Origin of the sequence: Limnohabitans sp. 15K (genome assembly GCF_002778285.1) — a bacterium.
Lineage (GTDB): Bacteria > Pseudomonadota > Gammaproteobacteria > Burkholderiales > Burkholderiaceae_C > Limnohabitans_A.
In genome coordinates this window covers 169823-182400 of sequence record NZ_NESM01000001.1, presented here as the reverse complement: position 1 = coordinate 182400, position 12578 = coordinate 169823, and the positions used below count along the sequence as shown (strand labels likewise).

9 protein-coding genes and 1 tRNA gene are annotated in these 12578 nt (G+C 60.8%); 6 read left to right on the top strand and 4 right to left on the bottom strand.

Annotated features, from left to right (window positions below):
- Window positions 1-35: 35 nt before the first annotated feature.
- From B9Z40_RS00835 to B9Z40_RS00820, 4 genes are all read left to right on the top strand, one after another.
- Window positions 36-1094: a YeeE/YedE family protein gene (locus tag B9Z40_RS00835; protein ID WP_233204743.1), complete on the top strand. Its 1059-nt coding sequence runs from the start codon at window positions 36-38 to the stop codon at window positions 1092-1094.
- Window positions 1091-1879: a ThiF family adenylyltransferase gene (locus tag B9Z40_RS00830; protein WP_100171445.1), complete on the top strand. Its 789-nt coding sequence runs from the start codon at window positions 1091-1093 to the stop codon at window positions 1877-1879. The genes B9Z40_RS00835 and B9Z40_RS00830 overlap by 4 nt, the downstream gene beginning before the upstream one ends.
- Before the next feature lie 45 nt (window positions 1880-1924).
- Window positions 1925-2000: transfer RNA gene (locus B9Z40_RS00825), tRNA-Lys, on the top strand.
- A gap of 95 nt (window positions 2001-2095) precedes the next feature.
- Entirely contained in the window at window positions 2096-2353 is a 258-nt protein-coding gene (locus B9Z40_RS00820; RefSeq protein ID WP_143473912.1) for a hypothetical protein, read from the top strand.
- 8 nt (window positions 2354-2361) lie between these two features.
- On the opposite strand, the gene B9Z40_RS00815 is transcribed toward B9Z40_RS00820, so the two are convergent.
- The 4 genes from B9Z40_RS00815 to dapC all read right to left on the bottom strand — a co-directional run bounded on the left by B9Z40_RS00815 (window position 2362) and on the right by dapC (window position 7798).
- Entirely contained in the window at window positions 2362-4371 is a 2010-nt protein-coding gene (locus B9Z40_RS00815) for an ABC-F family ATP-binding cassette domain-containing protein (RefSeq protein ID WP_100171443.1), read from the bottom strand.
- Window positions 4372-4526: 155 nt separating this feature from the next.
- Window positions 4527-5405 (bottom strand): 50S ribosomal protein L3 N(5)-glutamine methyltransferase, encoded by an 879-nt coding sequence (prmB, locus tag B9Z40_RS00810; protein ID WP_100171442.1) that lies wholly within the window; start codon window positions 5403-5405, stop codon window positions 4527-4529.
- A complete protein-coding gene (gene dapE, locus B9Z40_RS00805) occupies window positions 5402-6571 on the bottom strand; it encodes a succinyl-diaminopimelate desuccinylase (RefSeq protein WP_100172835.1) in 1170 nt (389 codons plus the stop codon). Before dapE ends, prmB begins: the two co-directional genes overlap by 4 nt.
- Window positions 6572-6583: 12 nt before the next feature.
- Entirely contained in the window at window positions 6584-7798 is a 1215-nt protein-coding gene (gene dapC, locus B9Z40_RS00800; protein WP_100171441.1) for a succinyldiaminopimelate transaminase, read from the bottom strand.
- A 181-nt stretch (window positions 7799-7979) separates the two neighbouring features.
- On the opposite strand from dapC, the gene smc reads away from it, so the two are divergent.
- Window positions 7980-11507, top strand: a complete 3528-nt coding sequence (gene smc, locus B9Z40_RS00795; RefSeq protein ID WP_100171440.1) for a chromosome segregation protein SMC — start codon at window positions 7980-7982, stop codon at window positions 11505-11507.
- Window positions 11508-11526: 19 nt separating this feature from the next.
- Window positions 11527-12564: a cell division protein ZipA C-terminal FtsZ-binding domain-containing protein gene (locus B9Z40_RS00790; protein WP_100172834.1), complete on the top strand. Its 1038-nt coding sequence runs from the start codon at window positions 11527-11529 to the stop codon at window positions 12562-12564.
- Window positions 12565-12578 lie beyond the last annotated feature (14 nt).

Below are 12578 nucleotides of genomic sequence, written 5' to 3'. Positions count from 1 at the left end.
TTCAAACGTATGGGGTTTTGGGGCTGACTTTTTTGTTGGCCACACTCATCGGAGCGCTTTTTCACCGCAGCCACTTTTGCACCATGGGTGCCATTGGTGACTGGGTCATCATGGGCGAGAGCACCCGCGCCAAGCAATGGGCCACGGCGATCGCGGTGGCTGCTTTGGGCTTCGGTCTTCTGACCTGGCGTGGTCAGATCAGCCCCCTCAACACCATTTATGCCAGTCCGCAGTTGAGTTGGCTTTCGCTGCTGCTGGGGGGCTTTTTGTTTGGACTGGGCATGGTGTTGGGTTCAGGTTGTGCCAGCAAGTCTTTGGTGCGTCTGGGCGGTGGCAATTTGAAATCCTTGGTGGTTTTGATGGCCATGGGCATTGCAGCCCTTGCCACCTTGCGTGGTCTCACGGCGGTTTGGCGCGTCAACACACTGGACAAAGTGACCATCGGCACAGGCCCTGGCCCTTTTGCTGGCCAATGGTTGGCCAGTGCCACGGATTGGGGACTGCCTTTGGCTTGTTTCATTGCCGCTGCTGTGGTGGCGGGTTTGACTTTCATTTGGGTTTTCAAGGATCGCCCATCCATCTCTTGGCCCCATGCCTTGTCGGGCGCTGCCGTCGGCGCATTGGTGGTGGGGCTGTGGTGGGTCAGTGGTGTCATGGGCTTTGTGCCTGAGCACCCTGAGACGCTGGAGCCTGTCTTTTTGGCCTCGGCCAGCGGCCGGATGGAATCCATGAGTTTGACGGCGCCCGTGGCTTATTGGTGGGACGCCTTGATGTACTTCAGCGATGGCAGCAAAAAGCTGACCTTGGGCATGGTCACCGCCTTGGGTTTGCTGCTGGGGGCTTGGGCACATGCCTCTTGGCAGGGTGATTTCCGATGGGAAGGTTTCAAACAAACTGAGGATTTGGTGCTGCACTTGCTCGGTGGCACTTTGATGGGCATGGGCGGTGTTTTGGCGATGGGTTGCACCATCGGGCAAGGTCTGTCGGGTCTTTCCACCTTGAGTTTCGGCAGCTTTATCGCTATGTTTGGAATTATCGGGGGGGCAGTTGTCGCCTTGAACTGGCAGCTGCGCCGAGCAGAGGCTTCTGTATGAGCGATGCCTTGGAGCAGCAGTCTGCCGATGCCCGCCGTTTTGGAGGGCTAGAGCGCTTGTATGGCGTTGAAGGCGCCAGCCGCATTCGCCGAGCCCATGTCGCTGTGGTGGGCATTGGCGGTGTGGGGTCTTGGGTGGCCGAAGCACTGGCTCGAAGTGGTGTGGCCCGTTTGAGTTTGATCGACATGGACCACATTGCCGAGTCCAACATCAACCGCCAGATCCACGCCTTGAGCACCACCACAGGTCAGGCCAAAGTGCAGGCCATGCGTGAGCGCATTGCTTTGATCCATGCCGATTGCCAAGTCGATGTGATCGACGATTTCGTCACCCCAGACAACTGGCCAGCGCTGTTGCCTTGCCAGCCAGACGCCCTCATTGACGCTTGCGACCAGGTCAGTGCCAAAGTGGCCATGGCCCATTGGGCCTTGCAACATCATGTGGGTTTCATCACCGTGGGGGCCGCTGGGGGCAAGCGCCTGGCGCACAAGGTGGACGTGGACGATCTGTCCAAAATCACACACGACCCCTTGTTGGCGCAGTTGCGTTACCGTCTGCGCAAACACCACGGCGCGGCCCGCGGTGACAAGCGCATGGGGATCCAAGGCGTATTTAGCCGTGAAGCCGTTGCACCGCCGGACGCTTCATGTGCACTCGAGGGGGATGGTTCACTCAACTGCCATGGCTACGGATCGGTGGTCAGTGTCACCGCAACATTTGGCATGTGCGCGGCCTCAGAAATTTTGAACTTTTTGGCCGCTGGCGATCTGAAGCCTAAAAAATAACGCTATAATTCAAGGCTTGCTACAGTGTCACAACGCTGAAGCAAAGGGACCATAGCTCAGTTGGTAGAGCAGCGGACTTTTAATCCGTTTGTCGTGGGTTCGACCCCCGCTGGTCCCACCAGAAAAAGCAAAAAAGCACTTTGTACCTCGGTACAAAGTGCTTTTTTCATGGGCGCGTTCAGCGTGGCCCCAACCCACTGCGAAAGACGCTTTCTGATGAACGATTCCAACCACGCCCACGACCTGAAACCACTGGCCTTGTGCGAGCCCTGTGCCGGCATTCAGCGCAACTGGCGCCGTGCGCCGGGCCATGCAGAATTGGTGCAGGGCGCCAACCGCAAAGAACAGCGAGAGTCGGGCCAAGCCACCATCACTTCCTACCGTTGTGACCGCTGTGGCACCGCTTGGGAATACGAAAACAACAAAGCCAACCAGCACGTTGGCTGGTCGGTTGTGGGTGCCGCCAAGGGCTGAGTCAAACCTTAAGCGCTTGCTTCCAGCTGCTGGGTCAGCTCTAACCAACGCTCTTCAAGCCGAGCCACTTCGTCGGCCAAAGCTTTCAAGCGTCGACCCGCGTCTGCCATTTCAGCTGGGGGGATAGGCGTTGTCAAAAGCTGTTCCAAGGTGGTCTTTTCGGCTTCGATGCTGGACATGCGCTGCTCGTTTTGCTCCAGCTCACGCTTCAAAGGTCGGGTTTGGGCAGCCAGTTGCTGGCGTTTTTGGGCATCGAGTTTGCGCTGCTCTGCGCTGCTGACGTTTGAAGTGTTGGCGGATGCCACAGGGGCCGGCACAGCAGCGGTGACCGGTTTGGCCAGCTCGACTTCAGGCACTTGCGCAGTCACGGACGAATCACGGGCTGCATTTTTAGCCACTTCGCGCAAGCGCTTGGACTCTTCCAGCAAGTACTTCTGGTAGTCGTCCAAGTCGCCATCAAACGGCTCGACCTTGCCTCGGCCCACCATCCAAAACTCGTCGCACACCGCACGCAGCAAGGCGCGGTCGTGGCTGACCAGCATGACGGTGCCTTCAAACTCGTTGAGCGCCATGGACAGCGCCTCTCGCGTGGCCAAGTCCAAGTGGTTGGTAGGCTCGTCCAGCAGCAACAGGTTGGGGCGTTGCCACACGATCATGGCCAGCACCAAACGGGCTTTTTCGCCGCCGCTCATGGTGCCCACGGCCTGCTTGACCATGTCGCCCGTGAAGTTGAAAGTGCCCAGGTAGTTGCGCAGGTCTTGCTCGCGGCTGGGCTCACCACTGTTCGGGCCCAGTTCTTTGGCCAGGCGGATCATGTGCTCCAGCGGGTTGTCTTGCGGGTGCAGCACATCGAGTTCTTGTTGGGCAAAGTAGCCAATGTTCAGGCCCTTGCCCTCGGTCAAGGTACCGGCCAGCAGCGGCATGGTGCGGGCAATGGTCTTGACGAGGGTCGACTTGCCCTGACCGTTGGCGCCCAAGATGCCGATGCGTTGCCCGGCCAGAACCGATTTGCTCACGCCTTGCAAAATGGATTTGGGCTCTTCATCCACCACATAGCCAAAACTCGCCTCGCTGATGGCCAGCATCGGGTTGGGCAGGTTGTTGGGTTCTTTGAAGCCGAAGGTGAACTCGGCATCGGCCAGCAATGGGGCCACTTTTTCCATGCGCTCGAGGGCCTTGACCCGGCTTTGGGCTTGTTTGGCTTTGCTGGCTTGGGCTTTGAAGCGGGTGATGAACTTTTGCAGGTGGGCGATTTTGTCTTGCTGCTTTGAAAATGAAGCTTGTTGCAGCTCCATTTGTTGGGCGCGCAAAATTTCAAACGCGCTGTAGTTGCCGCCGTAACGGGTCAGTTTGGCGTGGTCAATGTGCAGCGTGACATTCGTCACTGCGTCCAAAAATTCGCGATCGTGGCTGATCACGATCATGGTGCCCGCATAGCGCTGCAGCCAGGCTTCCAGCCAGACCAAGGCATCCAAGTCCAGGTGGTTGGTGGGTTCGTCCAAGATCAGGATGTCAGAGGGGCACATCAGTGCGCGGGCCAGCTGCAATCGCATGCGCCAGCCGCCAGAAAAGCTGTTAACGGGGTTGTTCAGTTCGTCCACCCGAAAGCCCAGTCCCAGAATCAAGGCCTCGGCGCGGGGCATGGCGTCGTGGTCACCCGCATCAGCGAGGTCGGTGTAAATGTGGGCCATCTCCATGCCGTCCCCACTGGCTTCGGCCGCCACCAAACGCTGGCGCAAATCGGCCAATCGGGTGTCACCTTCGAGCACGAAGTCAGCGGCGGGCTGGTCGGTTTCGGGCATGTTTTGTGCCACTTGGCCCATGCGCCACTGGCGGGGCATCTCAAAATCACCGCCGTCTTCGGTCAGGGTGCCGTTGAACAGCGCAAACAAAGTGGATTTGCCTGCCCCGTTGCGCCCCACCAATCCGACCTTTTCTCCAGGGTTGAGGGTGACGGAGGCTTTGTCCAGCAGCACCTTGGTGCCTCGGCGGAGGGTAACGTTTTTGAGGTTGATCATGAAAAAGCAGTGACCGGACAGATTCCGGGATAAGGGGCCGCGTCAGCGAAACGGCTGAAGATGCGAATGCATAACCCGCCATTTTCGCCGATGTGCGTGTCGGTGCGATGGCGGGTTGGAAGTTTTGCGCTTTCCCCAAGGTGTGGGGAAGGTATTTAAAGGCCGAGCAGGGCTTCGCGGGTGATCAGCAGCACCTGATCGTCGCCCGCGCTGGTGTCCAGCCAAGCGACTTCGAGTTCGGGGAACGCGGCGATGAAGTGTTCCACCTCGTTGCCGATCTCCAGCACCAGCACAGCGTGTTCGCTCATGCGCGCAGGCGCATCCTTGAACAGTTGCCGCACAAAGTCCATGCCGTCTGTGCCGCCTGCCAGCGCCAGCTCGGGTTCTGCCCGGTATTCGGCGGGCAGGGCATCCATGCTGGCTTGGCACACATAGGGCGGGTTGCACAGGATCAAATCAAACGGACCAGGCAATGCCGACAGGCCATCGCTGTGAATCAGTTGGACACGCTCTTGCAGGTCGTGGCGCTCAACGTTGATGGCGGCCACGGCCAGCGCGTCGTCGGAAATGTCTGCCCCAGTTACCTGCACCTCAGGCCAGGCCAATGCGGCCAGCACGGCCAGGCTGCCGTTGCCGGTGCACAGGTCCAGCACCTGTCGGGTTTGATCTGACAGCCAGGCGTCGATGGTCCCGTCGGCCAGCACTTCCGCGATCAGGCTCCTGGGCACGATGGCCCGTTCGTCGATGTAAAAAGAGACCCCTTGCAACCAGGCTTCTTGTGTCAAGTAGGCGGCGGGTTTGCGGGTGGCGATGCGTTCTTCGATCAGCGCGGCGCAAGTCGCTTGCTGTTCTGGCGTCAAGGCTTTGTCGGCGACTTCGTCCAAGTCGGTATCGAGCGGGAGGCCCAGGCGCCAGAGCACCAGCCAAACGGCTTCGTCAAAGGCGCTCTGGGTGCCGTGGCCAAAGGCCACGCCCGCTTGTGTGAGCCGCTCTGCAGATGACGCGATCAGCCCTGAGAGTGTCAAGGCGCTCATGCGGGCAAGCTCATGTTGAGCTGTTCCAGCGTCCGTCGGTAAATGGCCTTGAGCGGCGCGATGTCGCTCAGCGCCACATGCTCGTTGACCTTGTGGATGGTCGCATTGGGCGGGCCAAACTCGATGACCTGGGGGCAGATCTGCGCGATGAAACGGCCATCGCTGGTACCGCCTGTCGTCGACAGCTCGGTGGTCAAGCCGGTTTCGTCGGTGATGGCTTGTTGGATGGCTTTGACCAAGGTGCCCGGTGTGGTCAAAAACGGCAGGCCACCCAGGGTCCACTTCAATTCGTACTGCAGACCCTGTTGGTCCAGCACGGCGGTCAGGCGCTGCTGCAGGCTTTCAGGTGTGGATTCGGTGCAAAAGCGGAAGTTGAAGTCCACCACACAGTCACCCGGGATGACGTTGCTTGCACCCGTGCCCGCGTGGATGTTGCTGACCTGCCAACTGGTGGGCTGAAAAAAAGCATTGCCCTCATCCCAACGCATGCCGACCAATTCGGACAAAGCCGGTGCCAGGCGGTGGATGGGGTTGTCGGCCAGGTGCGGGTAGGCGATGTGGCCTTGCACGCCTTTGACGGTGAGCTTGCCGCTCAGGGTGCCACGTCGGCCGTTTTTGATCATGTCGCCGGTTTGCTGCACCGAAGTGGGCTCACCCACGATGCAAAACTGTGGCGTTTCACCTCTGGCCACCAAGGCCCTGCAGACCACCACCGTGCCGTCGAGCGCCGGTCCTTCTTCGTCGCTGGTCAGCAAAAAGGCGATGCCCAGCTTCGGATCTGGGTTGGCGGCTAGAAACTCCTGAACCGCCACGACCATGGCCGCCAGCGAGGTTTTCATGTCGCTTGCGCCCCGGCCAAACAACTTGCCGTCTTTGTGGGTTGGCGTGAAGGGGTCGCTGTCCCATTGCGCGAGCGGCCCGGTGGGCACCACGTCGGTGTGGCCCGCAAATGCCAGGGTCTGGCCTGAGGTGCCTGAGCGCTTGGCCCAGAGGTTGCGCACGCGAAAGGTGTCGGGGCCCGAATCCATGAATTCACAGACAAAGCCCAGCGGCTTCAGGGCATCGGCGATCAAGTCGAGGCAACCTGCATCGTTGGGCGTGACCGAGGGTTTAGAGATGAGCTGCTCGGCCAGGCGCAGGGTGTTGTGGCAGGTGTTGGCGTTCATGTTGTTCACGATTCAGGCTTTGCTGGGGTTGGCGCGCACAAAGCGGGCGATCCGCTCGGCCGCTTCCAGGCATTCGGCCGTTTCAGCGACTAAGGCCATGCGGATGCGACCTTGGCCAGGGTTGCTGCCGTTGAAGTCGCGCGCTAAATAGCTGCCCGGCAGCACCGTCACGTTCTCGGCGGCGTACAAGGCCTTGGCAAACGCGGCGTCGTCACCTTGCCAGCCCGCAGGTACGCCGGCCCAAAGGTAAAAGCTGGCATCCGGCAGTTGCACGTCCAGCACTTGGGCCAGCACGGGCGTGACTTGGGCGAACTTGGTGCGGTATTGGTTGCGGTTGTCCACCACATGGGCTTCGTCGCCCCAAGCGGCCACGCTGGCCGCTTGCACCACGGGGCTCATGGCGCTGCCGTGGTAAGTGCGGTAGAGCAAGAACTGCTTGATGATGGCGGCGTCACCCGCCACAAAACCGCTGCGCAGGCCCGGCACATTGCTGCGCTTGCTGAGGCTGGTGAAGGCGATCAGGCGTTTGAAGTCGGTGCGGCCCAGCTGGTGCGCGGCTTCCAGTCCCCCCAAAGGCGCTTCTTCGCGGAAATAAATCTCGCTGTAGCACTCGTCGGACGCGATCACAAAACCGTGCTGGTCGGACAGCGCGAACAATTTGGCCCATTCGTCCAGTGGCATGACCGCGCCCGTGGGGTTGCCGGGTGAGCAGACAAACAACAGCTGCGTGCGCGCCCAGACCTCTGCGGGCACGCTGTCCCAGTCGTTGGCAAAGTTGCGCGCCGGGTCGCTGGGCACATAGTGCAGTTCGGCCCCGGCCAGCAGCGCCGCGCCTTCGTAGATTTGATAGAACGGGTTGGGGCTGACCACCGTGGCGCCTGGGCGGGTCGGGTCGATGATGGTTTGTGTCAGGGCAAACAAGGCCTCGCGCGACCCGTTCACCGGCAGCACTTGGGTGGCCGCATCCAAGGTCAGGCTGTAACGGGTTTGGAGCCACGAAGCGCAAGCTTTGCGAAGGGAAGGTTCACCCGCCGTGGCCGGGTAAGCCGAAAGGCCGGTAGTGACGGAGGCCTTGAGCGCTTCCTGAATGAATGCGGGTGTGGCGTGTTTGGGTTCGCCAATGCCCAGACTGATGGGTTTCAAGCCTGAATGGGGCGTGACGCTGGCGAACAACTGTTTGAGCCGTTCAAAGGGGTAGGGTTGCAGCTTGGCGAGAAGGGGATTCATCCTTGGATTATCCGGGATGCGGGGGCTGAATTCAGGGGGGCGGCTTTTGCGCTTGCGAACACTGTGCAAGGGACTTTTTGCCATTCCGGTCAGTTAACATTGACGTTTTCCTTGGTTCTGGCCGTTTCGGCTGGCCCATTGAGCTGACCCCCAACCGATCTGATACCGATTCGACACCGCCGTGCGCCTCAATTCCATCAAGCTTTCCGGCTTCAAATCGTTTGCTGAACCGACCAACTTCTTGCTCCCCGGGCAGTTGGTGGGGGTGGTCGGTCCCAACGGGTGCGGCAAATCCAACATCATGGACGCGGTGCGCTGGGTGTTGGGCGAGTCGAAGGCGTCCGAGTTGCGTGGCGAGTCCATGCAAGACGTCATCTTCAACGGCACCACCACCCGCAAGCCCGCCAGCCGCGCCAGCGTGGAGCTGGTGTTCAGCAACGAAGACCACCGCGCCGGTGGCCAATGGGGCCAGTTTGCCGAAATTGCCGTCAAGCGCGTGCTGACCCGCGACGGCAACAGCAGTTACTACATCAACAACCAGCCGGTGCGCCGCCGCGATGTGCAGGACGTGTTTTTGGGCACGGGCCTCGGCCCACGCGCTTACGCCATCATTGGCCAAGGGACGATTAGCCGCATCATCGAGTCGCGCCCCGAAGAACTGCGCTTGTTTCTGGAAGAAGCCGCTGGCGTCTCTAAATACAAAGAGCGACGCCGCGAAACCGAAAACCGCCTGTCGGACACCCGCGAGAACTTGACCCGGGTCGACGACATCCTGCGCGAGCTGAACGCCAATCTGGAAAAGTTGGAGAAGCAGGCCGAAGTGGCCCAGCGCTACAACAACTTGCAGGCCGACAGTACGCTGAAACAGCACCAGCTGTGGTTTTTGAAGCGCCGAGACGCCGAGGCCGACCAAGGCCGCATGAAGTCGGACGTGGACCAAGCGGTCAATGCACTGGAATCGCGCATGGCCGATTTGCGCCATGTTGAAGCTGACTTGGAGACCATTCGCCAGGCGCATTACGCGGCGGGCGACCAGGTCAACCAAGCACAAGGCGCTTTGTACGAAGCCAGCGCTGAAGTGGGCCGCTTGGAAGCCGAAATCCGCTTTGTGGTCGAAGGCCGCCAACGCGCCGAGCAACGTTTGCAGCAACTGATCGAGCAAACCGCCCAGTGGGGTACCCGCAGCGAAGACGCACATGCCGAGCTGGAAACCCTGTCCGAGCAGGCGGCCATGGCCGAAGACCAGAGCATGACGCTGGCCGCGCAAGTCGAAGACCAAGCCATGGCTTTGCCCGACCTGGAAGAAGCCCTGCGCAAAGCCCAAACCGACGCCACCGCCCAACGCGGCAGCGTGGTTCAGGTGCAGCAGCAAATTGGCGTGCTGGCCGCTGACCAGCGCAACGTCGAAGAACAATCTCGCCAACTGGACACCCGCCGCGAACGCTTGCTCTCCGACCGCAACGCTTTGGCCGCGCCCGACGAGGCGCGTCTGACCCATCTGCAAGAACAGCTGGCCGAGGCCGAAGCCTTATCGGCCGAGTCCGAAGCGCGCTTGCAAGACCTGCAAAGCCAAGTCCCCGCGCTGGACGAGGACCGCCGTACGCGCCAAACGGCCGTCAACCAAGAGTCTTCGAAACTGGCCGATTTGAGCGCCCGCATCGAGGCGCTCAAGGCTTTGCAAGAAAAAGTGCGCACCGACGGCAAACTCAAGCCTTGGTTGGCCAAACACGGCATGGACGGACTGGAAGGTCTGTGGAGCCGCATCCAGATCGAGCCGGGCTGGGAAAACGCTCTGGAATCGGCCCTGCGCGAGCGCTTGTCAGCCCTGGAAGTCTCGCGCTTGGACATGGTGCGTGCTTTTGCCTCCGACGCGCCGCCTGCCAAATTGTCTTTTTTCAGCCCGCCTTTGGCCTCCAAGGCCTTGCCGCGCAGTGGCATGCCCGCAGGCTGCAAGCCCCTGGCAGATCTGCTGCGCGTGCACGATGCGGGTCTTTCGGCGCTGTTGACCGATTGGCTGCAGGGCTGCTACACCGCGCCCAACATCGAAGACGCGTTGGCCTGGCGCAGCCAGTTGCAAGCGGGTGAAACCCTGTTTGTGCAGGCCGGCCATGCGGTCGATTTGAACAGTGTGGTGTTCTATGCCCAAGACTCCGAACAAGCCGGAATGCTTGGCCGCGCTCAAGAGATCGACAACCTCGACAAGCAACAGCGCGCCCAAACCCTGATTGCTGAAGAAAGCCGCAGCGCCCTGGTGCGCGCCGAAGCGGCCTATGCCGACGCCTCGCAGCGCCTGATCAGCGTGCGCCGCGAAGCCAGCGACAGCCAGTCGCGCACGCACGAGCTCCAGGTCGAAACCCTTCGCCTGTCACAGCTGGTGGCGCAAACCCGAGCTCGCAGCGAGCAGATCAACAACGACCTGGCCGAAGTCGAAGCTTTGCTGGACGAGTTGCAAGAACGCCGCGTGACGGCCGAAGCACGCTTTGAAGAGCTGGACATGCAGCTGGCCGATACGCAAGAGCGCCACGCCCAGTTGGACGAGCGCGTGATCGAGGCCGAGCGCAAGCTGGCCGAATGCCGCGAGCAGCAGCGCAGCTTGGAGCGCCGCGCCCAGGAAGCCCAGTTCTCGCAGCGCAGCCTGGACGCCCGCCGCGCCGAACTCAACCGCACCATCGAGACGGCGCAGCAACAAGTGGCCAGCATCGAGGCCGAAACCCAGCGTGCGCGTGACGAACTCAGTCGCCTGACCGATGCCGCGGCCCAAGCGGGTTTGCAAAACGTGCTGGCCCTCAAACTCGAGCGCGAGCAAGCCTTGGGTGCTTGCCGCAGTGCCTACGACGACCTGACGGCCAAATTGCGCGCCAGCGATGAGCGCCGTGTGAGCTTCGAGCGTGAACTCGATCCATTGCGCCAGCGCATCACCGATTTGCAGCTCAAAGAGCAAGCCGCCCGTCTGGGCCTGGAGCAGTACACCCAGCTGCTGGCCGATGCCCAAGCCGATCTGGAGGCCGTGGCCGCCTCGATTGAGGCGGGTCAGGTGCGCGTGACGGGCCTGCAAGGCGAGATCGACCGCATCCACCGCGAAATCACCGCTTTGGGCCCGGTCAACCTGGCCGCTCTGGAAGAGCTGACCACATCGCGTGAGCGCAAGACTTTCCTGGATGCCCAGTGCGCTGACCTGACCGATGCGATGAACACGCTCGAAGACGCGATCCGCAAGATCGATGCCGAAACCCGCGAGCTGCTGGGCGGCACCTTCAAGATCGTCAACGAGCACTTCAGCCGCATGTTCCCTGAGTTGTTTGGGGGCGGTAATGCCCGTTTGGTCATGACGGGCGACGAGATTTTAGACGCGGGCGTGCAGGTGCTGGCGCAGCCTCCAGGCAAGAAGAACCAGACGATCCATTTGCTGTCCGGTGGCGAAAAAGCCCTGACGGCGATCGCGCTGGTTTTCGCGATTTTTCAGCTCAACCCGGCCCCGTTTTGCTTGCTGGACGAGGTGGACGCGCCGCTGGACGACGCCAACACCGAACGTTATGCCAAGCTGGTGGCCGGTATGGGCAAAGAAACCCAGTTCCTGTTCATCAGCCACAACAAGATCGCCATGGAAATGGCCGAGCAGTTGATCGGCGTGACCATGCAGGAGCAGGGCGTTTCACGCATTGTGGCGGTGGACATGGAGTCTGCTGTTTCTATGGCCGACGTGGCCTGAGGTCCTTATGTTGGAATCAATGAGTTCTTTGCAGTTGAGTTTGGCCGCCATCGGCGCACTCACCCTGGGTGCTGTGGTGCTGTTCAATTACTGGACATCGCGCAAAAACGCGCCGAAGCAAGCCGAGCCACAAATTGAACCTTTGGGTGAACCTGCGGGCAACTTGCAAGACCCGATGGAGCAGACCGAACCGGTGTTGACCGACGATTTCGCAACGCTTCCGCAACCCGAGCGCAAGCCCCAGTTGGACGCTTTGATCGATGTGATCGCCACCATCGAGGTGGACCACCCTGTTTCGGGTGATGCCGCGCTGGCTTCTTTGCCCTCGACGCGCCGAGTGGGCACCAAACCCTTCCATGTGGAAGGCTGCAGCGACGAAAGCGGGGAGTGGGAAGCCTTGGCCGCTGGCCGGCGCTATTCCGCTTTTCAGGCAGGTGTGCAACTGGCCAACCGGGTGGGCGCACTGAACAACATCGAATTTTCTGAATTTGTGGTCAAAACCCAAGCGTTTACGGACGCGGTGGGTGGCAGTGCCAATTTCAGCGACATGCTCGAAGAGGTGGCTCGTGCCAAGGAATTGGACCAATTTGCCAGCGCGCACGATGCACAGCTCAGCTTCACGGTGTGCGCCCGTGCTTCGGCTTGGAGCCCTGGCTACATCCAGCAACATGCGGCGCGTTTGGGCTTTGTGGCGGGCGTCATCCCCGGCCGCATGGTGATCCCTGCTGCCGTGGTGGGCTTACCGCCCATTTTGTCCTTGACCTTCGACACGCAAGCGGCCATGGCCGACGACCCGGCCTTGTCCGCCATCCGCGAGTTTTCGCTCAGCTTAGATGTGCCGCAAATTGACCGCGAAGATCAGCCTTTTGAGCGTTTGCGTGAGACGGCACGTTTGCTGGCCGAGCACATGGATGGGGTGGTAACCGACGGCAATGGCCAAATTTTGGGCGACGAGGTCTTGGACCAAATTGCCACAGACCTGCAGCAGCTGTACGACGCACTGTCTGCACGCGAGTTGTCGGCCGGCACGGCCCAGGCCCGCCGTTTGTTTTCTTGATCCGGCTCGTGCAC

Excerpts from the sequence above, each read along its gene's own strand:
- B9Z40_RS00830 (WP_100171445.1), top strand. The coding sequence starts at position 1,091 with ATGAGCGATGCCTTGGAGCAGCAGTCTGCCGATGCCCGCCGTTTTGGA.
- B9Z40_RS00820 (WP_143473912.1), top strand. The coding sequence starts at position 2,096 with ATGAACGATTCCAACCACGCCCACGACCTGAAACCACTGGCCTTGTGC.
- B9Z40_RS00815 (WP_100171443.1), bottom strand. The coding sequence starts at position 4,371 with ATGATCAACCTCAAAAACGTTACCCTCCGCCGAGGCACCAAGGTGCTG.
- prmB (WP_100171442.1), bottom strand. The coding sequence starts at position 5,405 with ATGAGCGCCTTGACACTCTCAGGGCTGATCGCGTCATCTGCAGAGCGG.
- dapE (WP_100172835.1), bottom strand. The coding sequence starts at position 6,571 with ATGAACGCCAACACCTGCCACAACACCCTGCGCCTGGCCGAGCAGCTC.
- dapC (WP_100171441.1), bottom strand. The coding sequence starts at position 7,798 with ATGAATCCCCTTCTCGCCAAGCTGCAACCCTACCCCTTTGAACGGCTC.
- B9Z40_RS00790 (WP_100172834.1), top strand. The coding sequence starts at position 11,527 with ATGAGTTCTTTGCAGTTGAGTTTGGCCGCCATCGGCGCACTCACCCTG.